At 62.2% G+C, this 25,754-nt stretch carries 16 protein-coding genes and 1 tRNA gene; 5 read left to right on the plus strand and 12 right to left on the minus strand.

What is annotated here, in order from left to right; genetic code table 11:
* Positions 1 to 311: 311 nt before the first annotated feature.
* Entirely contained in the window at positions 312 to 1,268 is a 957-nt protein-coding gene (locus tag WC729_RS02345; protein WP_372849132.1) for a cation diffusion facilitator family transporter, read from the plus strand.
* Complete coding sequence (locus WC729_RS02350) at positions 1,268 to 1,864, plus strand: hypothetical protein (protein ID WP_372849134.1); 597 nt, start codon at positions 1,268 to 1,270, stop codon at positions 1,862 to 1,864. Before WC729_RS02345 ends, WC729_RS02350 begins: the two co-directional genes overlap by 1 nt.
* Positions 1,865 to 1,907: 43 nt before the next feature.
* Here the strand turns inward: WC729_RS02350 and WC729_RS02355 are convergent, their stop codons facing one another.
* From WC729_RS02355 to WC729_RS02375, 5 genes are all read right to left on the minus strand, one after another.
* Positions 1,908 to 2,357 (minus strand): TrbC/VirB2 family protein, encoded by a 450-nt coding sequence (locus tag WC729_RS02355; protein ID WP_372849136.1) that lies wholly within the window; start codon positions 2,355 to 2,357, stop codon positions 1,908 to 1,910.
* Between the two features lie 1,520 nt (positions 2,358 to 3,877).
* Positions 3,878 to 8,479 carry an RHS repeat-associated core domain-containing protein gene (locus WC729_RS02360; protein ID WP_372849138.1) on the minus strand — a complete coding sequence of 1,534 codons (4,602 nt, stop codon included), beginning with the start codon at positions 8,477 to 8,479 and terminating at the stop codon, positions 3,878 to 3,880.
* Between the two features lie 214 nt (positions 8,480 to 8,693).
* On the minus strand, positions 8,694 to 9,389 hold the full coding sequence (locus WC729_RS02365) for a DUF4893 domain-containing protein (RefSeq protein ID WP_372849140.1): 696 nt from the start codon (positions 9,387 to 9,389) through the stop codon (positions 8,694 to 8,696).
* An 82-nt stretch (positions 9,390 to 9,471) separates the two neighbouring features.
* On the minus strand, positions 9,472 to 10,257 hold the full coding sequence (locus tag WC729_RS02370; RefSeq protein WP_372849142.1) for a 3-hydroxybutyrate dehydrogenase: 786 nt from the start codon (positions 10,255 to 10,257) through the stop codon (positions 9,472 to 9,474).
* Positions 10,258 to 10,280: 23 nt separating this feature from the next.
* On the minus strand, positions 10,281 to 11,435 hold the full coding sequence (locus WC729_RS02375) for a patatin-like phospholipase family protein (protein ID WP_372849144.1): 1,155 nt from the start codon (positions 11,433 to 11,435) through the stop codon (positions 10,281 to 10,283).
* A 157-nt stretch (positions 11,436 to 11,592) separates the two neighbouring features.
* On the opposite strand from WC729_RS02375, the gene WC729_RS02380 reads away from it, so the two are divergent.
* Entirely contained in the window at positions 11,593 to 12,507 is a 915-nt protein-coding gene (locus tag WC729_RS02380) for a neutral zinc metallopeptidase (RefSeq protein WP_372849146.1), read from the plus strand.
* A 112-nt stretch (positions 12,508 to 12,619) separates the two neighbouring features.
* Here the strand turns inward: WC729_RS02380 and WC729_RS02385 are convergent, their stop codons facing one another.
* Positions 12,620 to 13,366 carry a DUF6058 family natural product biosynthesis protein gene (locus tag WC729_RS02385; protein ID WP_372849148.1) on the minus strand — a complete coding sequence of 249 codons (747 nt, stop codon included), beginning with the start codon at positions 13,364 to 13,366 and terminating at the stop codon, positions 12,620 to 12,622.
* Positions 13,367 to 13,441: 75 nt separating this feature from the next.
* Positions 13,442 to 14,458, minus strand: coding sequence for a DUF2171 domain-containing protein (locus tag WC729_RS02390; RefSeq protein ID WP_372849150.1), 1,017 nt, complete (start codon positions 14,456 to 14,458; stop codon positions 13,442 to 13,444).
* Between the two features lie 258 nt (positions 14,459 to 14,716).
* On the opposite strand from WC729_RS02390, the gene WC729_RS02395 reads away from it, so the two are divergent.
* Positions 14,717 to 14,792, plus strand: a tRNA-Ala gene (locus tag WC729_RS02395).
* A gap of 332 nt (positions 14,793 to 15,124) precedes the next feature.
* On the opposite strand, the gene WC729_RS02400 is transcribed toward WC729_RS02395, so the two are convergent.
* Positions 15,125 to 15,877 (minus strand): hypothetical protein, encoded by a 753-nt coding sequence (locus tag WC729_RS02400; protein WP_372849152.1) that lies wholly within the window; start codon positions 15,875 to 15,877, stop codon positions 15,125 to 15,127.
* A 634-nt stretch (positions 15,878 to 16,511) separates the two neighbouring features.
* Entirely contained in the window at positions 16,512 to 19,913 is a 3,402-nt protein-coding gene (locus WC729_RS02405; protein ID WP_372849154.1) for an acyl-[ACP]--phospholipid O-acyltransferase, read from the minus strand.
* A gap of 313 nt (positions 19,914 to 20,226) precedes the next feature.
* On the opposite strand from WC729_RS02405, the gene WC729_RS02410 reads away from it, so the two are divergent.
* Positions 20,227 to 20,850, plus strand: a complete 624-nt coding sequence (locus tag WC729_RS02410; protein ID WP_372849156.1) for a TetR/AcrR family transcriptional regulator — start codon at positions 20,227 to 20,229, stop codon at positions 20,848 to 20,850.
* A 90-nt stretch (positions 20,851 to 20,940) separates the two neighbouring features.
* On the opposite strand, the gene WC729_RS02415 is transcribed toward WC729_RS02410, so the two are convergent.
* The 3 genes from WC729_RS02415 to WC729_RS02425 all read right to left on the minus strand — a co-directional run bounded on the left by WC729_RS02415 (position 20,941) and on the right by WC729_RS02425 (position 25,715).
* Positions 20,941 to 23,184, minus strand: coding sequence for a transferrin receptor-like dimerization domain-containing protein (locus WC729_RS02415; protein ID WP_372849158.1), 2,244 nt, complete (start codon positions 23,182 to 23,184; stop codon positions 20,941 to 20,943).
* Between the two features lie 260 nt (positions 23,185 to 23,444).
* A complete protein-coding gene (locus WC729_RS02420) occupies positions 23,445 to 24,692 on the minus strand; it encodes a mandelate racemase/muconate lactonizing enzyme family protein (RefSeq protein ID WP_372849160.1) in 1,248 nt (415 codons plus the stop codon).
* Positions 24,693 to 24,719: 27 nt separating this feature from the next.
* Complete coding sequence (locus WC729_RS02425) at positions 24,720 to 25,715, minus strand: RraA family protein (protein ID WP_372849162.1); 996 nt, start codon at positions 25,713 to 25,715, stop codon at positions 24,720 to 24,722.
* Positions 25,716 to 25,754: the final 39 nt, after the last annotated feature.

Below are 25,754 nucleotides of genomic sequence, written 5' to 3' on the forward strand. Positions count from 1 at the left end.
CGAGCACCCTTGTCAATAGTTTACAGAATTTCAGGATATGCGAGCGTGGATGAGACAACGCGACACCACAAGGGCGTTCACCCCGCCTGACTCCGCCGATTTCCGGCACTAGAGCCCGCTTCAAGGCAGTTCCTCTAGGCGGCCCCTTTGTAAAGTATTCGACGTTCGGAAAGCCGCTCAAGCGGCGCCTTGAAAGTTTCCTGGGGAGGAAAGGATGCCCGCCGGCGGATACGCCGGCGGGCATTTCCGTTATCCCGCTTGTCGGCCGGGCCGGGCCGTGCGCATGATGCGCTGCAACAAGGGACTTCATATTGGCGGCGACGAAGCACGGCTCCAATCTCGTCATCTATGCGGCGCTCGCAGCCAATCTCGGCATTGCGGTCGCCAAGTTCGTCGCGGCCGCCGTCTCCGGTTCCTCCTCGATGCTGACCGAGGGATTCCATTCGGTCGTCGACAGCCTCAACCAGGTCCTGCTGCTCTACGGCCAGAAGCGCGGGAAGCGCCCGCCCGATGTGGACCATCCCTTCGGCTATGGGCGCGAGCTGTATTTCTGGAGCTTCGTCGTCGCGATCCTGATCTTCGCGGTAGGCTCCGGCGTCTCGATCTATGAAGGTTGGGTCCATATCGCCGAGCCCGAACCGCTTCGCGATCCCACGATCAACTATGTCGTGCTCGCCGTCGCCTTTGCGATGGAAGGTGCGTCGTGGATCTTCGCCATGCGCGAATTCGCCGGATCGGTGCGCGGCACGAACTGGTGGCAGGCAGTGCGCGCCTCGAAGGACCCGGCCGGCTTCATCGTGCTGTTCGAGGATTCGGCGGCGCTCGCGGGCCTGCTGATCGCCGCTATCGGCGTCTGGGCGAGCCATGCCTGGGGCGATCCGCGCATCGACGGCCTGGCCTCGATCGCGATCGGCCTTCTGCTCGGCGTGGTCGCCGCCTTGCTGGCGCGCGAGGCCAAGGGGCTGCTGATCGGCGAAGGCGCCGACCCAGCGGTCGTCACGCAGGTGCGCAAGATCGTCGATGCCCGCCCGGAGATCACCTGGGTCAACCATGTCCGCACCTTGCACACTGCGCCCGACCGGATCTTCGTTGCGATCAGTGCCGATTTCCAGGATTCGCTCACCATGGGCGAGGCCGAGCTGCTGATCGAGGCGATCGAGACCGACCTCAAGGCAGCGCTGCCCCAGCTCTCCTCCATCTATATCCGCCCCGAACGCCGTGAGGACGCGACCGCGCTTCACCCCGACGAGGCGGTGGGTGGCTGCTGATGCGGGTCGGCCGCCGCGATGTGCTGGCGGCAGGCTTCTGCGCGATGGTGGTGCCATTTACCCCGGCATTGGCGCTCGACCCGTATTTCCCGATCGACTGGCAGGGCGCGCCCGAAACACCCGAAATCGCCGCCGCGCTCTCCGCCCAGATCGCGCTGATCGAGGCGCTGTCGATCGACGCGGCGATCATCGCCTTCTTCGCGACACAGCGCATCGCGGTCGACGCGGTGCCCGGCAGCATGTCGCGCATCGCGCCGGACGGGGTGCACTTCGAACGGCGCGCGGTGCCGCCCGACAATCCGGTGCTGCTGCATGAACTGCTGCACCGCTATCATCTACTGCGGCTGAGTGACGGGTATCGGAACGCGGGCGTGCTTAGCTTTTATACGACGGCACGCGCCTCAGGCCTCTATCCGGCGCAGTCCTACATGCTCAGCCACCCGATCGAGTTCTTCGCGATGACGGCGAGTGCGGTTTTGTATGGCCGGCTGTCGCGACCGCCTTTTTCGCGGGCCGAGGTGCTGGGTAAGTCGCCCGAACTCTATTACTGGATCGTCAGGGAATTCGGGCTGCGAATTCGCAGAGTGCCACCCTGACTGGTTTCACGGCATGCGCGATTATCTGATCCACGAGCGACACTTACTCGCCAGCATATGGGTCGAAAGGATCCGGGGTGGAGCGCGCCGACCCCCGCGGCGACATGACGGATAACGGCACCGCCGATTCGCGGCCAACCAGTGCCGATGACGGCTCCCGCATCGCAAGCGCGCTCAGCGCAGCTGCGATATGGGGTGCGCCAAGCAGAACGAAACAGCCGAGCAATATAGTCACCGTGCGGCGCACCGGCACGCGACCCGCCAGGAACTCATATCCTATAGCGGCGACGCAGATCACAGCGACCGAGGTGGCGACGGTGCCGAGCAGGGCGTCGCGCACCCACATGACGCCCGCGACGATCGCTGATGGCTCCTGAGCGAGTATCATTGATGCGATCATGCCGACCTCATAATACGACGTCACCCCGAACGACCGCCAACTAACCAAATTCAAGCCAATGGGATACGCCGCTTGTAATTCAAATTTCGGCATTTTCGGGCAAGAAATTACCGATTGACCTCTTGTGGAGCTGCACACGATCAAAAATTGGACGTTCATGCGTGCAGAAGGGGCTTTCGGCCCTTTCCCTGGGCCTAATCATGTGGCTGCCAGCGACATCCTGCTTCCCTTTGGAGCGCGAAACATGGCGATGCAATGCACCGGATAGAGGCCATGACAATAATATGCTCCCTATTGGCAATATTCGTACGCTAACGGCGAAGATGATCTTCAGCAAGACAAAGTTGGGATCAGCTTGACGGCAGGGGGCAACCGTTGCGTTTGCAGACAGTTTCCTCGATAGTTCCCACTGCAAGTGCAACGGGATCAGAGCCATCGTCTACCCCGAATACCCAAACCTCATCGCCATCTATTTGCTGATTGACGGTCGGCGGAAAGACCTGGATCGGTGCCGTTCTACAAGCCAGTTACGTTCAAGCTTTCGTTCCACGCGCAGGACCGAATAAAATTGGAGGTAGGAACGGGAGTTCAGATCGGCATTCCGGTACACGCCTCGCGTGACACTATCTGGCTGTCATGCTCGAGTGCCGATGTCAGCTTCATGAACTTCGACGCTCAATAGGATCAGGGCTCGCCATCGCGGGTCTCGAGCGGCAAAAACCGTTACTCCGGGCCATCCGGCCCCTGCCGTCACCTTCATGGCAGTCCGTGATCGGCGAAGGGCGGGTCGTGGATTTTCATCAGCGATGAGAAACAGCGGCGCCCCCAGGCGGATGCGTATGGCAGTCTTTTAGCTGAGCCCCCGAGGCGGTTGAATCGAGCGCGACACAGCAGCGTGTTGGAAATGTCATAAGCGTTGCTGACATTTTCGATCCAACACCGCCACATGGAATATTATGTATTTATCTCAATATCTTATTCCGCAACAGGCGATGGGGCGTGGCGGGGGGGGGCTGACATTCTACAAGATCCTGCACAGATACTATGACATGAGCCGGGTCAGCGTATCCCGCGCGATTCCCGGTGGCGCCCCACTTCGCACGGCCAAAAGGCGGCATGACGCACGAATGAAGACCGAATTAGAACCGTGCTTCCAAATTACCGCAGGATCTTTACTCGTGGGATTGGATTTAGGGGTTCCCGAAATAAAAATAAAAAATCGCAGCCCGAAATCATGATTGCATTGCACAAAGTTAATTGACCAACCCAGCATCTGTTATTCGTTAGAATCAGAAAATAACTTGTGAGCCAATTCGAAGTATTTCGCGATTCTGTATGCGTCTTGAGTGGATGGAACTATAACATCCTTCATCATAATTATTATCGACTGCTCATCACCACCGGCGAAAATAATTCTGTGATCCACCGTAAAAGGCGCCGAAACGTAACCCAAACAATCACCATTATCAAACACCTTCCAATATTCTTCCGAAAATGGGAACGATATTTTGTCACCCACCTGCGGAATCACGGGAACATTTATGTTTCCAGATATTTTGCAGAAAGTACCGCTATCAGACAAAATAGAAAAATCTATCGACACATTATTCATACTATCTCCCAAATTGAAATTTGAACGGCCTTTTTGGAACAAACAGGCCCGATGCCTCGGCTCTTATATCTTGCATATTGCATCCCATCATTTCACCGAGTTCTATAATGGCGATAATTTTACTAATTCTACCCTCCAGGTTAGTGGCGTGAGATGCCCATCCCCCGGTGTCGAAGAGACTTGATGCATCGATAAGCATCTCTGCCTTCTTGACTTCGGCTACGGCGATTTCGGCCCGTGCGGCTGCTTTCAACGCAGCACATGAGTCACCTAGCCCATTGGCGCAGTATCTATCGAATTGACGCTCTTGCAGCGGAGTCATCCCTGGCGGACGTATTGGTCCCGGAATTGGCACGGACCCACGAGTTGGCTTCGTGTTCATTGGTGCTTGAAAAATCGGGACCGGCCACCACCAAGGCACCCAAATCCTCGTACCGCGTAGACCCATAGGGTCTACGCGATTAATCGGGTTATTCCCGGCATACCCGTAGCTATTTTGTCCGCCGCCGAGCCCGATCGGATCAGCCTGAATATAACGTCCGATCGTGGGATCATAGTCACGGTAACGGTTGTAGTAGAGATCGTCCAACGTTTGGGTCTGGCCGGGGAATCCGACCCGGGTGTATCCAGTCGATGCCGTCAGGTTGCCCGCACTGTCGGTCACCACGATCGGCACACCCAGATGATTGCCATACACCCAGTTGATCGCACCTCCCGCCACGACCGCAAGCGGCGCATAGCCTCCGACACCGTCGTCACCACCAGTGGGCTGGCCAGGTGTATCCACCCCGGGGCTCAGCCAGATCGTCTCGGCCTTGACGTCGCTTGCCGAGGTTCCGTATTCGCCCATCAGCCGGCCGTCGCCATCATAGACAAAATGACGCATATCGGCGGGCGTCCCGGCCGACACCCGGTCGTCCAGGCCATTATAGGCGTTGACCAGGTTGGTGCCGCTCGACGCCTGGTAACTCGTCAACCTGCCATAACCATCATAGCCAACAGCTATCCCAACGCCCGACCGCGCCTCCGCAAGAGTATTGCCACGTCCATCATAGGTGATGGTTCGGGTGCCGGTGCCGTCATCAACCGAGGCAAGGCGGTTCGTACCGCTGGTCAGCGTATAGGTCGCGGTCGAGACAGGCGTCGGGTCATCTGGACCCGCCCGCTGCTCGACCCGAGCCCGGTTGCCGTTAAGGTCATGCACGAAATCCTGCCGCCGGATCGCACCGGATACCAAGACGCTTTGCGTCAGGCGATCGACCGGATCGTAGCCATAGGTAATGCTGCGCGTTGCATCGACGCCGTCGGCAATGGAGGTGATATTGCCGTCATTGTCATGACCATAGGTCAGCAACGAAAGGTTCGCGCCGCCCGCCGTGCGATAGAGACGCCTGCTCGTCAGACTGCCATCGGTGCCCCAGATCTGCGTCATCTCGAGCCCGTTGCCGAAGGTGGCGGAGCCAAGCGATCCGAACCCCTCAAAAAGGATGTTGGAGGCAAGCACGACGTCGGTGCCGGTCGCGGTCGGCCTTGTCTGAATCGTTCTTACAACGCCCCTGAGATTACGCGTGTAGGTCACGACGCGCCCGGACGGATAGGTGATGCCCGTGATCCGGTCTGCCAGGTCATAGCTATATTGCAGAGTGGCCGACGGGCTTGTCCCGATCGCCTGGCGCTTGACCAGCAGATTGCCGCGATGATCATATTTGAAGGCCGTCGTGCCGGTCCCGTCGATGACGGTCGACAGCATCCCGACGCCGTACGAGCCGGCGATACCGACACTGTCGTAAGCGTAGGTGGTCACCTCCGATGCGGGGCGACCGACAGGAGTCTTGGTAAGGGTGCGACCCAAAGCATCGCGAACCATATCGATGCGCTGGCCCCTGCCGTCGATCTCCGCGACACGGTCCCCGGCTGCGTCGTAATAATAGGTGGACGTCCCGCGATCGGGGCTGACTTCTCGGATCACGTCGCCGAAGCCGTTACGGACAAATGTCGTGGTGACCGACTTCGCGTCCGTGAACGAGGTCAGATTGTCGCGAACATCATAGGCTGTCCCGGTCGCACCCGAATCGGGCGCAACGGTGGAGACGAGCCGGTTCAGCCCGTCGAACGCCTGGATCGTTGCGTTGGATCGCCCTCCTGTTTCCGTCACGACATTTCCGAGACGGTCATAGGACCATGATCTGGTCCCGCCAGTTCCCAGCATTGCCGTCAGAAGTCGCCCCAGCTTGTCGAACGTTCGGGTGAGCTGACGGACCGTAGAACCATCGTTGCGCTTGACCGTCTCGGTGACGACATTGCCCATGGCATCACGCGCAAAATAAATCTTTCCCGGACCAGAAGTACCAGCCGCAGTGACGCGGCCGGCCAGATCATATTCGATAATAAATTTTTGCGTAACCGGCAGTGTAATGCCGATTACATGACTCTCGACATCGTAATCGAATGTCGTAACGGCGTCGCCTGACGTCGTCACCGGGTCCTTGACCGTGACGGTCTTTACCCGTCCGAGCACATCATAGGTGTACAGCGTGTCGATGCCGTTCGGGTCTGTCATCTTTCCCGGGCGGCCATTTACGTCGTAATTGAAGAACCGAGTGACAAACCCAAGCGCGTCGGTGGCGGTAAGCAAATTGCCACCCGCGTCATAAGTGAAACTGGAGATGTCGTCGTGCCCGTTCGCGTCAGGGCCCTTGGGGCCATTGACCGATAATAATCGGCCGTTGCCATTCCAGCTATAGGTCCAGGTCCTTGTCTGGCCCGCGGTCGCGTAGGGTATTGTTTGAGTCGTGGTGTCGGTCTGCGTCGTCGTCAGCAATTGACCCGTCGTGCTGTAGGTATAGTCAGTGCTTAACCCCGGCCGTTCTTCGTGCGTGGGAAGATCGAAGATTGGATGCCATGTAAAATTCGTCGTCCTTGCATCTGTGGTTCCGAATGCTTCGCGCATGACCGTCGGGCGAAGCTTCGAATCAATATCATAATGGCGTGTCAGACCCTTCTCATCCGTATAGTTCGCAATAGCCATATCCCCGACATAGCCATAATATTCGTAGCTGGTGTTCGTTGCTTCTATTCCCGTATCGGCATAACCCTTGACGCTCGACAGGACACGCTGAGCATCCGACCAATTATGCTCTTTGTAGAAGACGTAATCTGTCCGGTAACCAAGCGGATTAGTGACCTGGCGCCAGAATTTCGCCGACCCCTGCTCCTCCAGATTTACGATTGTGTATTTGTTGACGCCGCCGGCGAGTTCGGTGGATGACACCAGCCCCGCCGCATCATATGCATAGGTCGACAACCGGTTGCCGTTCTGATCTACCTTTCCAGTGAGGCCGTAAGATACGGCACTATTTTCGTACAATAGATCCCTGGACCACAATGTTTCTCCCGTGCTTGAAAGCCTTTTTACGCTCTCTAACCGATCCTTGATCTTTGATCCGCGCGCATCGGTACCGTAGCCATAGCCATATTGCAGCTTCGTGCTGTCCGGCAGCGCGATTTCACTGATGACCTTTGCGGGATAATAGGTCGCAATTGATGGAAAGGTCTGGCGATCAGCGTTGACCCAGGTCAATGTCATCTGCCGCCCCAGGCTGTCACTCACCGTGGACGGCCATTCCCCGGTGTCGGGATAAGCATAATAGAGTTTATATCCGTCGGCGTAGCCATGCTCGATCGGCACCAGGTATCGGATTCCGTCCGTTACCGCCCCCGCTCGCCGAAAGAGAATATATTCCCCTTGAGACATCTCCATTCGAATTTCCGCCACACCATTGAGTACAGCAGGTTGATTGAAAAAATACTCCAGGCGATCGACCGAAGGTGTATTTACCATCGAGAGACGCCGACGATTTCCACCATTACTGGGGCCCCAGGTCCATGATGAAATATCCCTAACATCGGTACCGATGAATATCGAGAATCCGCCATGGACATTCAGATATTCGATCCGCTGCCCCCACTCACCATTGACAGCCAAGCGCCCGGGGATGGTACCATGCCATCTCGCGCCGAATCCCGGCACAGATGTTGGTGACAACATATTGATATAGTCTCGGTCGAGGCTGTAATAGTTTCGTTCGACTGTAAACCGTCCATCCGCGGAAGCGTAATCGGTTTCATGATCGACCTTCGCGCCGTGGTTCAACGCAACTGGATTACCGATCATTGGCAGGGGCGATCCGACGGGGGAGGCGGCCCCATCCTCACAATCGCACTGCGCGCGCGAATCCGTGTCGTAATCCGGCCTCAAACAATTGCCGGCATCTGTAAGAATCCAGCCCGATGGGCAAAAAGACGTGGCGAGCGCGGGAAGGATCGTATTGGAGGTTGGGTTGAGTTGCCAATTACAGGCGGCGATGCGCCCTCCTCGATAGTCTACGGGAAGCAATGTCGCGTTAGGGTTGTAATAATCATGTTGCGCTTCACATGCCGCATCGGGGTTGGACCAATTTGCGGGATCGCCCGGGAAATTGCCCGTCCATAGCGGCGCGGGCGCAGAGGGTGGGGGCGGCACAAGCGTTTGCGCGCTGACGGGCGCCACAATGGAAAATGTCAAACAAGCAAAAATTATAAAGGTTACTAATTTTCTCAGCATGTTGCGCTCACCCCCGGTCGGCTCAGCCTCCGCATCTACCGACCCGAACTTGATTTAGCAGCCGGGAATGGAACCAATATCGATCAAACCGGCACGCTTTCGACCGGGCGTTAAGGCTCGATGCGCATGCGGACGAAACGACATGGATCTGACCAGCGACCGGACCTTGGCGCTCACATGGGGCATCGCCCCTCTCCTCGACATGGTGGCGAAATTAATCCGCCGGCACCAGCTCGACCACATCGACGATCGACTCGAACTTCGGCCAGGGCAGCACCAGCCGCCAGCGCTTGTCGCCGACCCGCTCGATATAGCCCGCCATGTCGCGGCCATCGTCGCGACCGTAATCCATCGGCTTCTTCTCGTCGCCGAACATCATCGTGCCGAGGAACACCACCCGAGCCCCGCCATCCGGGAACAGCAGGCCGATCGGCCGCTGCGATCCGCCGACTTTGTACAGGCTCGATACTTCGCCCTCGTCGTTGATGCGGCACTCATAGGGCGGATAGGCCGTGAAATCGCGCATGGCGGTCCCGTTGGCGCCCAGCTTGAACACGCGGCAGCGATAGCGCCCCGGCGGCGGCGAGGCATTGCTCAGCGCGCGATCGGGATCGAACAGCACGCCTTGCCCCGTCAAGTCCGCGCCGCGGCCGGCCGCCTTGATCTTGCCGAGCGCGCTGATCCAGGCGTTGCGCCAGGTGCGCAGCCGCTCGCGGTCCTTGTCGGTCGCGACCTGGTGCCAGTCCATGCTCGCGACCTTGAGGGTCACGGGAAAGGGCGGCGGCGTCGTCACCGGGACGATCGTCGCCGGCGCCGGAGGCGCCACCGCTACCTCGACGGGCTTGTCCGCCTTGCCGCCACAACCGGCAAGAAGGGCGCAGCCACACAGGCCGAGGGAGAGTCTTTTCAAGCGACCGGTTCTTTCTTCAGCAAGGGCGCAGCTAACCACGCCCCGCTCTCCTTGCCAACCCGGGAGAATACCAAGGGTTCCCTCAGGCGGCGGTCCAGCCGCCATCGACCGAGAGGTTGGCGCCGGTGATCGACTTCGCCTCGTCGCGGCACAGGAACAGGCCGAGCGCCGCAACCTGTTCCGGCGTCACGAATTCCCGGGTCGGCTGGGCCGAAAGCAGCACGTCGTTGAGCACCTGTTCGCGCGTCAGCCCGCGCGCCTTCATCGTGTCGGGAATCTGGTTCTCGACCAAAGGCGTCCAGACATAGCCGGGCGAGATGCAGTTGACGGTGATGCCGTTGGTCGCCGTTTCCAGCGCGATCGTCTTGGTCAGGCCGGCGATGCCGAACTTGGCCATGACATAGGCGCTCTTGTTCGGACTCGCGACCAGCGAATGCGCCGAGGCGGTCGAGATGATCCGCCCCCATTTCGCGGCCTTCATGTACGGCACGGCCGCCTGCATCATGTACCAGGCCGAAGTAAGGTTGATCTTGATGATCGCCTCGAACTTGTCGTGCGGGAAATCCTCGATCGGCGAGACGAACTGGATGCCGGCATTGTTGATGATGATGTCCGGCCCGCCGAGCTCGTCATGGCAGCGCTTGACCAACGCGGCGATCGCTGCCGGGTCGGTCATGTCGGCTGCGTCGTACAGCGCCTTCGCACCGCTCGTCGCCTCCAGCGCCGCCCGCTCGGTCTCGATCGCCGCAGCATCGCCGAAACCGTTGATCATCACGCTCGCGCCCTCGCCCGCCAGCGCCTTGGCATAGGCCAGGCCGATGCCCGAAGTGGAACCAGTGATGATCGCGCTCTTGCCCTTGAGGAACATGGGGTTCTCCGTGGTTGAAAGTCTCAGATGGTCGGGGGTTTCGCCGTCAGGTCGAACGCCGCTGTCTTGCCGGTTTCGATATTGGCAGCAACGAGGCGCGCATTGATCATCGTCTCGGCCACGGCCTCGCGCCCGGCATGCCAATGCTCGCGCATCGTCCGCGCGGAGAACTCGAAATCGCGCGAGCCGCCCTCCCAGGCATTGGTGCGATAGATGAGCTGGACGAGGCTGACCGGATGCTCGGCCGAGCTTGCCTCGAGTGCGAGCACATCGGGGTCGTTCCGCATCTCCTTGGGCAGCTTGGCGATCACCTTGCGCGCGATCTCGCGGTCCTTGCGGATGCGGATGACCTGGTCGGACACCTGCCGCGTGCGGCTGGAGAAACGGATCTCCTTCTCGCGCGCCGCGACGTCCATGATCGTCCTTGGCCGGTCGGCGGCAGCCGCGAACAGATCGACCTGGAAAGCGAGCAACGGCTCGGTCTGATTGTCGAGTACATGCGTGAGCGGCGTGTTCGAGACAAGGCCTCCGTCCCACCACCATTTGCCGTCGATCTCGATCGGCGGCAGGCCCGGCGGCAGCGCGCCCGAAGCCATGATGTGCCGCGCATCGATCCGCGTCGTCCTGGTGTCGAAATAATTGAAATTGCCGCTCTCGACATCGACCGCGCCCACCGACAGCCGCACCGGCCCATTGTTCAGCAGGTCCCAATCGACCAGCGAATCGAGCGTCTCCTTCAATGGCGCCGAATCGTAGAAGCTCAGCGCCTCTGGCGTGCCCGGCACGGCGAACACCGGCGAGACCATGCGCGGTGCGAAAAAGCCAGGCACGCCCGCAGCCATCACATAGCCGGCCGACCATTCGTGCAGCCATTCGCGCAGGTGATCATCGGGATAGATCGGGAAGCTCGGCAGCGACGAGGTCACCATGTCCCAGAACGCGGTGAGCATCTCGACCCGCTTGTGCGGCGGGTTGCCCGCGACGATCGCCGCATTGACCGCACCGATCGAGATGCCGGCGACCCAGTCGATCTCAATTCCGCGTGCATGCAGGCCCTCGATCACGCCCGCCTGATAACTGCCGAGCGCGCCGCCGCCCTGCAGCACCAGCGCGACGCACTCGGGCAGCGGCAGGGCCTCCGCCTGGCGCAAGGCTCTCATGGGTTCGGCATCGGCCATCGAACGCGCACATGCGCTGCCCGCGCGGCGGGATCAACGGCCGTTTGATGAAAAGCGCGTCACGGGCGCATCATAGCGGCGAAATGCGCGACGCTTGCAACAACCCGGGCGCCCGCGCATTCATGCCGCATCGGCAACGAAGCCCGGGACACCAAAGATGCGCCTCGACGATTTCGATCCCAACATCAATGTAGAGGATCAGCGCGGCCAGGGCGGCGGCCTTGGGTTCGGCGGCGGCGGGGGCGGCGGCATGTTGTTCGGCCTGCTGCCGCTGGTGTTCAGCCGCTTCGGCTGTGGCGGCGTGGTCGTGCTGGTGATCGCCTTCGCGTTGTTCGGCGGGCTCGGATCGCTGACCGGCGGCGGTGGTCTGGTATCCACCCCGACCGAACGAGTCGGCAACGGGCCGGCTGCCGGCAGCGATACGACATCGAGCTGTAATCTCAATCCGGCGAGCAAGGCCGCGTGCAACGCGTTCAGCTCGGCCGACAAGACGTGGGCGGCGTTGTTCAGCAAGGGCGGCGAGCGCTTCGTCCAGCCGAAACTCGTCTTCTATGGCGGCCAGGGCCAGTCGGGCTGCGGCGCGGCGCAGAGCGCGATGGGCCCCTTCTACTGCCCGAGCGACCAGGGCATCTATCTCGACACCAGCTTCTTCGACGAACTGGGCACCCGCTTCGGCGCCAAGGGCGATTTCGCGCAGGATTATGTGATCGCGCATGAATTCGGCCACCACATCCAGAATCTGCTCGGCACCTCGGACCAGGTCCAGCAGCAGATGGCGCGCGCGAGCCGCACCGAGGGCAATGCGCTGTCGGTCCGGCTGGAGCTGCAGGCGGACTGCTTCGCCGGCGTGTGGGCCGCGCAGAATCGCGACCGGATGGAACCGGGCGACCTGGAGGAAGGCATGACCGCCGCGCAGGCGATCGGCGACGACACGCTGCAGAAAGAGGCGCAGGGCCGGGTGGTGCCCGACAGCTTCACTCATGGCAGCTCGGCGCAGCGCAAGGCCTGGCTGCGGCGCGGGCTCGACAGCGGCGACCCGAACCAGTGCGATACGTTCAGCGGGGCGATCTAGCCCGCTCGACTCTCCGTCACCCCGGACCTGTTCCGGGTCCATCGTGCCGCGTATCAAACGCTTCGCCCCCCCAGCCCGATGGATGCCGGAACAAGTCCGGCATGACGAAACGCTAGCGGCTGCCAGCAGCCTCATAGGGAAGCTCGATACCCAGCCCCAGTTGCGCAAGCGGCCCGTCGATCGCCCGGCCGGGCGTTCCCACATCGCGCTGCCAGGGCGCAAAGGGCAGCACCAGACTCTCCAGCCGTTCGACCAGATCGAACAGACTATCGTCGTCGAGGTGGTAACCCGGTACCCGATCCATATGGAGGCGGATCCGCTTGCCGAGCGATTCCTTGCGCACGCAGCTTTCGCCGGAGAAGCGCCGCAGGCAGACCGCATAACCGCCGCGTATCCAGCTCTCCCATTCGGGCACGGCACAGCGCGCGGCCACACCGGCGTCGAGACGCTCGTCCGGGAAGGTATCGGGAAAAGCGACAAGGGCAAGCGGCTCTTCGGCGAGCGCCCGGACGAAGGCCGCGATGAAATGCGTCCGATTGCGTGCCGCCGCCTCGTCGATCGACTGGCCCTGCTTCAGGCTCAGCATCGCCCGGCGGCCCCACCACAAAGCGGCCGGAGCATAGCAGCGCCCGCCGGGCGGCGGCGGCTCGGTCGCGCCAAGCGCGCTCCACCAGGCGCCGTCATGCTCGGCATAGATTGGCCCCGGCATTGCGCCGGCATCGATCAGCTTTTCGACGAGGTCGGGCGCGGCACCGATCTGGCGGCAGAAAAGCTCGGGCGTAAGGAACCAGCGCTGGACATAGGCAAGATGAGTCATACGCCTGCCATAGCGCGAAATAGGCAGAAGATGCTTCGGCATCGGCCGAATGATGCCAGCAAAGCAAACCCCTCCCCCCTTTGCGGGGAGAGGAGCCAGGGAGACCTGGGCCAGCGCTTAATAGGTGCCCGAGAAGCTCCGGTTGAGGATATGCGGGCCCTTGCTGCGGTCCTCGCCTCGATCCTCGCCGAAAAAGGCGCCGTTGCGTTCCTCGTCGCGCCAATGCGCCTTGGCAACCTCGGCGGTCTTGCGGATCTTCACCTTGTCGTCGACCGAGTCGATCCAGCGCGAGGGGATCGAATGATGCCGGCCGCCGGCATCGGCGTCGCTCTTGGTCAGGATGACTCGGTCGCCGCGGACCTTGTCAACGGTGCCGACATGCTCGCCGTCCGAGCCGAGCACTTCCATATGCTCGGTGACCTTCGACAGCGAACTGCGCTGGGTCTGGCGCTCGTTCCGCCAGCTGCCGAACTCGTTCTCGAACTTCGATCGGTTCTCGCGGCGATATTCGTCATAGTCGCGGTCGAGCGCGTCGATCTGCGCACGGCGCCAGCTGTGATAATCGTCGTCGCGCGCATAGGGGCTGTCCCAGCGCCCGCCGCCCTGGCGCTCGTCATACCGCGAGTCCATCTCCCGGCGGCGCTCGGCCTCCTCGTCGCCGAACCAGGAGCGGACTTCGTCCCCGGCGCGGCTGAAGAAGTCGCGGTCCTGATAGTCATAACCCTCGGGCCGGCCGCGATCGCGGCGCGCGCCGTACAGGTCGGGGCGGCCATAGTCCGAACGCCCGTCATCGCGGTCGCCCGTGTCGGTGAAGCGGTGGCCGTCCGAGCCATAGCTGCCGCGATAATCGCCCTGGAACCCAGCATCGCGACGGCGCGGGCCGAGATTGCGCTGCTCGCGCCGGCCATAGGCCGAATTGCCATAGTCGCGCGGGCCGTAATCGCGGGCCCCATAGTCGCGCTGGCCATAGCCCCGGCCGCGTCCGCGACCCAGCTCGCCCGCCGCCTGATATTCGCGGGCGCTCGAGTAAGTGAAGTCCTGCCCCGATCCATAATCGCGGGTATAATCGCCCTCGCGGCTATCCGAATAATCGGCCTGCGGGTTGGTGTTCCGGAGATAGCGTCCATTGTCCATGACGGCGTCCTTCCTTCGATTCTGCCCTTTGATTCTGCGGTGCCGGCGGACGCGTCTCCCGCGCCCGCTCGACCCCTCAAAAAGGATCGAAAGCCGTGTTTGTTCCGATAGTTACGGGGGCGTAGCGATATCTCGCCGCGCCGTTGGCGCGGTTCGACGCGGTGAAAGTTCGGAAGCGCCGGGCGATCCGGTTGCATCGTCCGAAAAGGCTCGCTAAACGCGCGTTTCCGGCCTGATGTCTGGGTCCGGAGCGGGTGCGGGGCTGTAGCTCAGATGGGAGAGCGCTGCAATCGCACTGCAGAGGTCAGGGGTTCGATTCCCCTCAGCTCCACCAGCGCCCGCCCTCATTTCTTCAGCGTGTCGCCGACCGCCATCAGAGGACCAGAATGACGCGCATCGGCACATCCGATGGAAATCCTGCACGGGCACCCCGCGTGAGCCCTCCGCGTCGCGACAAACGGAAAAACGCATGGTCGCGCGCGATGCAGTGCGGAACGCGGCGGCTTCGGCCTGGGCCTGGCATCGGCACGGCGCATGGCGGAACTCATGTCGGGCACGCTCGACCTGGATTGGCGCTGGGCCGGCGGATGCGCCTTCGTGCTGCGGCTGAAGCTGGGAGTGGGTTAGGCTTGATATAGCTAGGAAGGCGGAGCCCGGCTGACCACGCTATAGCACGTCACTAATGTCAGGCAGATACTCAAGAAGACCCCGCGCACCGTCAGCGCGTTCAAGTAGTTTGGCACCGCTATTAACGGCCTTGTCGATTAGCCCGAGACGCTCACCCCATGTCTTAATCGTAACGAATAATGGGTCTAACCTGCTCTTGGCCTTGGGACTCGTGCCCGAATCTGCTCTGCGCAGCCGCATAACCAAGTCGAAATAAGTTGAGAGCGCGGGTTCTAGGCCGAAGATAGGGATGTGTCTGAGCAAAGTTGCGAGCATCGACATATGCTTGCGGCCAATTTCACGCACGAGAGGGTCGAGGCCGAGATCATCAAATTTTGTAATCAACCCATCGATTTCTTCAGCTAACTCAATAGCCGCTTCAGACTCCTCTCCCTCAAGGGGGGAACCAGAGGCGCTGAGTAAAATCACAAAATTCGAGATATATCCTGGCGCAATTTTCGGGAAAGATCCAAACTGGTTATGCAAAGACTCAATAGAAAATAACCGCTCGAGCGCATCGAGGGCAGTGAGAACGCCGCTTTTAGCCTCTGGCACCAATTGACTGTTAACGATCACTATTCTAGCGCTTTTGAATTGATCCAGAAGATAAGCAGCTACGCGTAGCGCGACTTCTGGCGGCGAATCAGGAGCTTCTGCAAGCTTGTTTATAAACTGAAGAATCGTTTGATTAGCGTGAGTCGCGGCAATACGCCTTAGAATCAATAATGTATTTCGCAGACTTTGCGTGTCCATCTTTTTGCCCCTCCTGCTATGTTTCGCCCTTCCGATTCGCGGGGCATAAGGATTCAGCTAATCCATCTCAGTTGCGCCAGTCGAGTTCATTCGGCGGCCCGCGCTGCGTATCCGCATCCGAACGCAGCGTTGCGTTGCGTCTTTGACCTAAGAAAGCCACCGCCTAAATCTGAAGGCCTAAGGTGGAGCCTCAATGCGCAACCAGCCAGCGAAAGTCAGTGGTTGCTGTAGGCATTGCGAGCCGAGCGTCAAAATGACAAATATGGTATCGGGGTGGAGCGATCACATGACTGACGGCGACAAAAGAGAAGCGGCGCAGGCTGTCGGGGTCATAATGGTACTCGCGCTGCTCCCAGCTCTTTTCGTTGCAATCATTGGACCCGAAAGATGGTCTCCGTACGCGGTATGGATTTGGCTGTTGTGGTGCGTGGGAGGCGTGTTGGGAATTCTCGTCTCGCGAGCGATGATTCCAGTTTTTAACGGATGTTCATGCGAAAAGTGCCAGGCTGACGTAAATGCCATCATTCTCTCGTTTGTACTTTGGCCACTAGCTATTCCCGGCGTTGCCGGCGCCGCCTTAGCTGCTTGGCTGGTTAGAGTGGCGCTGTCTTAGATCGCGGGTTCTTTCCCGCGATCAGCCCGCCGCCATCGTCCCCATCGTCACATAATCCAGCTTACCAGTACCCAGCACCGGGAGTGCCTCGACCACACGGATGTCCCGCGGCAGCGCCAGTTCCGCAATGCCGTTCGCCTTGCCCCAGGCGAGCAGTTCGGCCGGCTTGGCATCGGTCCGGGTGGTGAACAGCACGAGTTGCTCGCCCTTTTTCGGGTCCGGCCGGGTGACCACGGCATGCTCCGCGCCGGGCCAGGTCGATGCGGCATAACCCTCGACCGCGGGCAGCGAGACCATCTCGCCGCCGATCTTGGCGAAGCGCTTGGCGCGGCCGCGGATGGTGACGAAGCCGCCTTCGTCGATCGTCACGATGTCGCCCGTATCGTGCCAGCCTCCGGCCGGCGGCTTGAGCAGGCCCGGCGCATCGGCGGTCATATAGCCTGCCATGATGTTCGGTCCGCGGATCGACAGGCGTCCGCCCTCTTCGATGCCGGGCACGTCCTCCAGCTTCGCCTCGATCCCGGGCAGCAGCCGCCCGACACTGCCCGAGCGGAAATACATCGGCGTGTTGACCGCGATCACCGGCCCGGCCTCGGTCGCACCATAGCCTTCCAGGATGCGCAGACCGAATTTGTCGGCATAGGCACGCCGCGTCTCGTCGCGGACGCGTTCGGCGCCGGCGAAGATGTAGCGCAGCGAATAGAAGTCGTAGCTGTGCGCCATGCGCGCATAGCCGGCGAGGAAGGTATCCGTGCCGAACAGGATCGTCGCATTGGCGTCATAGGCCAGCGCCGGCACGATCCGGTAATGGAGCGGGCTCGGATAGAGCAATGTCTTGATGCCGCTCAGGATCGGCAGCAGCGTGCCGCCGGTCAGGCCGAAGCTGTGGAACACCGGCAGCGCATTCAGCACCAGGTCGCTTTCGTTGAAGTCGATCCGCGCCGAAAGCTGCAGGCAGTTGGCGAGCAGGTTGCGGTGCGTGAGAACCACGCCCTTGGGCAGCCCTTCCGATCCGCTGGTGAACAGGATCACCGCCGGGCTGTCGGGCGTGACACCGCGGCGGCGGTGCAGCCGCCCGGCAAAGCGCGACATGACCAGGGCGCGCAGTTTCGCACCCGTGCCGATCGTTGCCGCGACATCCTCGAGATAGAGGATGTTCCGCCCCGCCGCTTCGAGCGCCGCGATCGCCGGCTCCAGCTTGCCCTGGCTGATGAAGGCGCGCGCGGTGACGATGGTGCGGATCTCCGCCGCGGCGCAGGCCGCCTTCAGATTGGCCGGGCCGGCGGTGTAGTTGAGCATCGCCGGCACGCGGCCGACCGCCTGCAGCGCAAAGAAGCTCGCGACCACGCTCGAGACGTTGGGCAGCATCACGCCGACCGCTTCGCCGGGCCGGGTGATCCCCTCGAACACGCGACCCAGCGCCATGCTGCCGGTGACGAGCCGCTTGTAGGTGAGCGGATCGCGCTTGATGTCCTCGACCACGCCGACCCGGCCGCCATGGATGTCCTTCGCGTCGAGCAGCGCCTGGAACAGGGTCCGGTCGATGTCCGACGTGGCGAAGATCATCTCGCTCATCACGTCATAGAGCTTCCGTCCGGCGATGGCGCGGCGGGCGCGGGCGCTCATCTGCCCCTCGATCGCGAAGCGGCGCGGCGGCAATATGGTCAGGCTGATCTGCGGGAACGCCCGCAGCCGCACCTTGCCCTTGAGATAGGAAAAGGGCGTGAATTGCGCCCCGTCGATCCGCACCGGGACGATCGGCGCATCGGCCTTGTCGGCGATCATGCCGGGGCCGTCGAAGATCTTCATCAGCGCGCCCGTGACGGTGATGCGCCCTTCCGGGAAGATCACCAGCGTGTTGCCGCCGCGCACGGCCTTGACCATCGCCTTTGCCGCCATCGGGTTGGTCGGATCGACCGGAAAGGCGCGGAACAGCTTCAGCGCGGGCTGGATCCACCAGAGCGTGACGACCTTGCTGTTGACCGCGAACACGGGCTTGCCGGGCAGGAACACGGCAAGCAACAGGCCGTCCAGCCAGGACACGTGATTGACCACCACCACCGCGCGGTCGCCCGGCTGCGGCATGTTCTCCGCGCCGTTCAGCTCGATGCGGTAGAGGAATTTGAGCGTCGCGCGGATCACTGACTTGATCACGGTTTCCGGCAGCAGCCAGCAACTGATCAGGGCGACCGCGAGCGTTGCGAAACCCAGCGCGCCGATGACCCCGGGGATGCTTGCCCCCTGCGCCTGGATGAACAGCACGACCGCCACCACCGCGACCATGATCGCCGCGTTGACGATGTTGTTGGCGGCGATGATGCGCGACCGCTCCTCGGGCGCGGTTGCCGTCTGCAGGATCGCGTACAGCGGCACGACGAACATGCCGCCGGCGGCGGAGATGCCGACCAGATCGATCAGCACGCGCCAGTTGCCCGGGTTCTTCGCGAACTCCCAGGAAGTCACCGGCGTGCCGGGGATCGGATAATGGCGGGTCGCCAGCCACAAATCGATCATGAAGGCAGCCATCGCCAGCGCCGAGGCGGGGACGTATTTCGCCGACACCACGCCCTTGAGCAGCCGGTTTACCAGGGTCGAACCGAGCGCGATCGAGACCGAGAAGATGATCAGGAACAGGGTGACAACGCCCTGCGTGCCGCCCAGCGCGCCGGAGACGAGCGGCAGGAAATTGGTGACGAGAATCGCCCCCACCGCGAAGAACCAGCTGATCCCGAGGATGCAGAGCCACACCCCCTCGCCATCATGCGCCGACTTCAGGATCTGCCAGGTGCTGCGGAACGGGTTGCGGTCGATCGTCAGGTTCGGTGCCGCCGGCGGCGCGGGCGGGATCGCCCAGCTCGTCGTGAAGCCGACCACCGCCAGCATGGTCGCGGCCAGGCCGCACTCCCAGGCCGGCAGGATGCCCGTCACCGCGAGCAACTGCCCGCCCAGGATGGCGAGGAAAGTGCCACCCTCGATCAGGCCGGTGCCGCCGACGATCTCGTTGTTGTGCAGGTGCTGGGGCAGGATCGAATATTTGACCGGCCCGAAAAAGGTCGAATGCATGCCCATCATGAACAGCGCCGCCATCAGCGCCGGCACCGACTGGAACCAGAAGCCAATCAGCCCCAGCCCCATGATAAGCACCTCCGCACCCTTGATGATGCGGACCAGCCGGGCCTTGTCCCAGGCATCGGCGATCTGCCCGGCCATCGCCGAGAAGAGGAAATAGGGCAGGATGAACAGGCCCGTCGCGATGTTGCCCAGCAGGGCGACATGGTTCGGATCCTGCGGAAACAGGGTGTAGGTCGCGAGGCTGAGCATCGCGAACTTCAGGACATTGTCGTTGAACGCCCCCAGGAACTGGACGACGAACATCGGCGCAAAGCGCCGTTTCGCGAGCAGCGAGAAATCGGGTGCCGACATGTTTATTGCTCCCTGCTGGGGATCAGGCACCAGCCCGAGCTTGCGTCACCCCGGATTTGTTCCGGGGTCCATCGATCCGCACACGCAACAATTGCGGCGCTCGCGGAGACATGGATGCCGGAACAAGTCCGGCATGACGGTTCGAACAGGTTCGCAACCCCCTTGCCCAACGCTCTCACAAAAACCCGGCCCATGCCAACAACTCCCCGTCGTCGCCCAACGAATCGTCGGGCACGAATGTGATCGCATTAAATTGAACGATGTTCAATAAATATATTAGACACTGTTCAGTTTTAACCCTATTTCCCCCCTCATGGGTCGCAGATCGGATCATTCGCGCGAGCAGCTTGAGGAATTGATAATCGCCAGCGGCCATGCGCTGATGGCGGAGACAGGCTACGCCCGCTTCTCGGCCCGCGAGGTAGCGAAGCGGATCGGCTATTCGATCGGCACGATCTACAATGTGTTCGGCAGCCTCGAGGCGCTGCTGCTGGCGATCAACAGCCGCACCTTCGTGCTGTGGGCGGCGTGGCTGCGCGAGAAGCTGGCAGTGGCGGGCGACGACCGGATCGCGGCGCTGGTCGCGGGCTATTTCGACTTTGCCGAGCGCAATCCCAATCTGTGGATGGCGATCTACGACCATCGCCAGCCGCCCGGCACCGAGATGCCCGAGGATTACCGCCGGCTGCGCAGCGGCCTGACCGGGATCGTCGAGACGGAGATCGCGCTCGTGCTGCCCGAGGACCGGCGCGGCGAGGCCCCAGCTCTGGCCCGCTCGCTGGTGGCGTTGGTCCATGGGCATTGCGAGTTCGCGCTGAACGGCACCTTCGCGCTGCTCGGCGAGGAACAGCCCCAGGCTGCGGCGCTCGCGCGAGTACGCGAGGCGCTGGCTGCAGCCAGGACGGCTACTGGCACTCCCTCACCCCGTTCGTGCTGAGCCTGTCGAAGCACTGCACTTTCTTCTCGACCGCCGAAAAGAAGAACAGCCCTTCGACAAGCTCAGGGCGAACGGAAAAGGGGGAGCTCCCTATTTCCCTTCTATCGTCGCCTTCGCCGCCTCGAGCCGCGCGGCATAAGCATCGAGCACCTTGGCCGTACGCCCGGCATAGACGTTGGCGTCGTCGAAACGCCGCTCCTCGATCGCCTCGCGCACGCCCGGCAGGGTCTTCGCGCCGTAGCCGGTGAAGCGGCCAGGGGCATAGATCATATGCTTGTACCAGGGCCGCCCCGGCAGGCCGCGCTCGTCGAGTAGCAGCTGATCGATGTCGCGAAGCTGCGCATTGAGCTTCACGCGTCGTGCCTGGTCGAGCTTTCCGCCCTTGTCGGCATACGCGCTGTCATAGGCGGCAGCCGCAGCCTTCAAATGATCGACCGCGTCTTCCAGCGCCGCCAGTTCGACATGCGGCGTCTTCGCTTCCGCCCCCACGGGCGCGACCGGCTTGGTCGGATCGCTTGCCAGGAGGAACGCCTTGTCGGTGAGCAGCTTCTCGCGCTTGCGGTCCTCCGTGCGGCGATCCTCGGCGAGCTTCTTCACCTCGGTCAGATAGGTCGAGACGGTGTCCGCGAAATCGCCGAAGCGCTGCGGCGGCGTATCGGAATCGGCCACGCGCAACACCAGCCGCCCGACCGTCTTCGACAGCGCCGCGCCATATTTCAGGCCGGGATCGTCGAAGGTCGTGAAGTGGTGATAGCTGTCATAGACCGAGTGATAGACGCCCCCGCTCTCATCCTCGCCCCCGAAGCCGATATTGAGCGCCGGCAGGCCGAGATGCTGCAGATAGGCGGAATAGTCCGATCCCGATCCCAGCGCGCCGATCGGCAGGTCCCCACCCTTCTCCGCCGCCGCCAGGGCGGCTTCGCTGACCTGGCCGATCTTGTCGTAAGCGCGCACCCGCACCCCTGCCCGCGAACGCTCCGCGACACTCACGCCGGTCTGCGGATCGGTCACGTCGGCAGCGACCGAATTCACGAGATGCTGGAAGTCGTGGCTGCCCTCGGCACCGAGGAAACCGCGACCATTGCCGTCGGTATTGATATAGATGACCGCCTTGGCCTTGAGCTCGGCGGCATGAGTCTCGGCCCATTCGGTCGAGCCGAGCAGCATCGGCTCCTCGGCATCCCAGCTGGCATAGACGATCGTCCGTTTCGGCCGCCAGCCCTGCTTCCACAGCCCGCCCAGCGCCTTCGCCTCGGACAGCATCGCCACATTGCCGGAGAGCGGATCGGACGCGCCGAACACCCAACCGTCATGATGGTTGCCGCGCACCACCCATTGATCGGGATATTGCGACCCCTTGAGCGTCGCGATCACGTCATAGACCGTCTTCAGCGACCATTCGGATTTGACCGCGAGATGCACCTGCACCTTGCCGTCGCCGCCGGTATGATAGGCGATCGGCAGGCCGCCCTGCGCACCGCCGGCCACCAGTGGCCCGCCGAGACGCGACAGCAGCTTGCTCGCATCGCCGTACGACATGGGCAGGACCGGGATCTTCAGGATCGTCACCGCGTCCTTGCGGTCGAGCCGCTTGGCATCCGCCGTGGCGCCCACTCCGGGGGTCAGCGGATCGCCCGGATAGACCGTCATGTCCGCGACCGACCCGCGCTGCACGCCGAAATCAGGCCGGGCGCCGCCCTTGGGATAGACGTCGCCGTCGCCATACCCGTCCTGCTGTGGATCGGAATAGATGATGCACCCGATCGCGCCATGCTCCTGCGCCAGCTTTGGCTTCAGCCCGCGCCAGCCGGCGCCGTAGCGCGCGATGACGATCTTGCCCTTCACGTCGATGCCGCGCCGCTCGAGCGCCTTGTAATCGTCGGGCAGGCCGTAATTCACATAAACCAGGTCGCCGGTGACATCGCCGTCGCCCTGGAAGGCGACATAGGGTGGCAATGCGCCGGCAAGGTTGGTCGAGGTATCGTCGCCCGGCACTGCGGGCTCCTGGCCACCGAGCACGATCTTCTCCGGCGCGACCATCTCGACGGTGGTCGAAATCGGGGTCGGATAGAGCACCTGGAAGGTCTCGATCTTCGCGTCCCAGCCCCATTCCTTGAACTTCGCCAGGATGAACTCGGCATTCGCCTTGTCGTGCGGCGAGCCGACATGGTTGGGCGCGGAGGACATGGTCTTCAGCCAGTCCATCTGATCCTGCGAACTCACGCCGGCGTCGAATGCGGCTTCATTGGCCTTCTGGTCGGCCGGGGCCGCGAGGCTGGCCTGCGCGAGAACGAGGGCGCACGCGCCCGCCATCAGAAATCCGAGCTTCGCCATGTCCGTGAGTCCCCTGCGACCTGTGTGGGTGCAGCATGCGCCACTCGCGGGCGGGAGCGCAATTGGCTGTGGGGGCGGTTCGATGCTTTTTGACCCCTTCTAAAGCCCCTCCCCTTCAGGGGACGGGTTAAGGGTGGGGCAGCGGCGAGCGGGGCTCGATGCCCCGATCGACGCTTCGAACCTTGATGCAAGGAGTCTTTTGAGCGTGCAGACGCACGCCACCACCCCCTGCCCCTCCCCTGAAGGGGAAGGGCAAGACGTTAGAGCGGCTTGAACTCCGGATCAGTCCGGGCCTTCAACACCTCGTCCTTCACCGAAATCCCGATCCCCGGCTCCGTCGACACGGGCAGATAGCCGTCGACCAGCGCCACCGGGTCGCACAGCTCGGTGTAAGCCTTGTTCTCGTAATAGGTGAATTCCTGGATCAGGAAGTTCGGGATGGTCGTGCACACCTGCGCGAACGCCATGGTCGCGAAGGGCGACGCCACGCCGTGCGGCGCGACGGGGATGTTGTACGTCTCCGCCATCGCCGCGATCTTGCGCGTCTCCGCCAAGCCGCCCGCCTTGGCCATGTCCGGCTGGATGATGCTCAGCGCCTGCTTTTCGAGATAGGGGCGGAAGCCGTACCGGCCATAGACATTCTCGCCCGCCGCCAGCGGCACACGGGTATTGTCGCGGATGCGAACCATCGCATCGACATTGTCGCTCGGCACCGGCTCCTCGACGAAGAAGGGTCGGAATTTCTCGAGCAGGTTGCAGATCTGGATGCCCGTCTCGACATCGTAGCGCGCGTGCAGTTCCACCCCGATATCGTAATCCGGGCCGAGCGCATCGCGGAAACCGCCGACGAATTTCTCGACATCGGTGAGCTGCGCGGTGGTCAGATGCTGACCCCATAACCGGTCCGGGTTCAGCCCCTTGCCGACCAGCCAGGCGTCGGGCGTGTAATCGGTGCCGATCTTCAGCGCCCGCACCTTGGTCGCGGTGACGATGCGCTTTGCATCGGCGGGGTCGTTGGCGTGGAGATAGACCGGAATCCGCTCGCGCAGGCGCCCGCCCATCAACTGGCTGATCGGCACGCCCAGCGCCTTGCCCGCCAGATCCCACAGCGCCATCTCGACGCCGCTCATCGCGGCATAATAGGGCCCGCCGGTGCCGCGGATGAACAGGGGCGACGGCGCGCCGGCGAAATTGCCGCGCCGCCAGCCCCACAGGTCGTTCATGATCGCTTCGATCGCCAGCGGATCGCGGCCGGTGAGCAGCGGATTGAAATTATTGTTGATGATGTACTCGGCACCGACCGTGTCGAGGAACTCGCCGGTGCCGGTCAGCCCTTCCTCGGTATAGACGCGGACGAACCGGCTGTTGAACCCGTTCTTCAGCCGGACCGCGCGGATCTCCCTGATCTTGAGCTTGGGCGGGCGCGTCGCCGCGCCTGCATTCGCCGCGAGCAGGAAGGCCCCATAGAGCGCGGCCGCCTGGCCGAGCATCGTCCGTCGATTGATCATGACTGTGTCCGCGCGGGAGAAAAGGGGTCAGCCTTCGTAGGGAATGCCCTTGGCCTTGTTGTTCAGCATCTCCTGGATGACTTCCTTCTTGACCGGGAGATTGTCCTGATTGGCCTTCAGCCAGGCCGTGAAATCGGCCTCGATCGGCTCGCTCCACTTCGCATCGATCTGGCCGGCGGTGTATTTGCCCTCGGCCAGCCGCTTGTGGCCGAACTCGTCGCGCAGGCGTGTGATCTCGGACTGTTTGACCACCCTTTCCGCAAGCTGGGGCGGGATGAACACCACGCCGCCGTCGCGCCCGAGCACCACGTCGCCCGGCATCACCGTCGCCATGCCGATCCGGGTCGGGCCGTTGATGCCGACCATGGTCGAGTTGAGCCGCGCGCCCGTCGCCATCGAGCCGAAATGGTGCGACGGATCGTAGGAGCGCACGAAGGAGGTGAAGTTGGGCAGTTCCTTCAGCCCTTCGATATCGCGCACCGCACCGTCATAGACGATGCCGTTGCCGCTGCGCGCGTAGATCGCGTTGCCGACATTGTCGCCGATCGACGGGCCGTCCTTCTTCAGGCCGAAATGGTCGGCGACATAGACGTCGCCCTTTTGCAGCATGTCGACCGGCCAGGCGTTCATCGCGCCCTTGCGCGCATCCTGCTTGCCCTGTGCTTCGATCACTTTCTGGATGTCGGGGCGGCCCGGCATCCACTGCGCGGTCAATGCGCGGCCGACCAGCACCTTGTCCGGGAAGATCGAGAGCCAGCCATCCTCATATTCGTAATTATAGCCGGCACTGCGCAAGGTCGCCCAGGCTTCCTCCAGGGTGACGGCCTTCATCCGCTCGATGATATCGTCGGAAACCTTGGGCCGCCCGTCGGGGAAGCGCTCGCCGGTCCATTCGGGCGTGTAGGAGATCACCTGCTCGCGGGAGAAGAATCCGTCCCGCGCGAGTGCGGGCGTGGCGGCGGCAAAGATCAGGCAGCTGGCAAGGATACCGCTACGGGCGGCGGACAACAGGCGCGATCGCATTTCTCTCTCCCCTATTCGTGTCGCGCGCCCTTCCCGCGG

This window comes from Sphingomonas sp., assembly GCF_041661825.1.
Lineage (GTDB): Bacteria > Pseudomonadota > Alphaproteobacteria > Sphingomonadales > Sphingomonadaceae > Sphingomonas.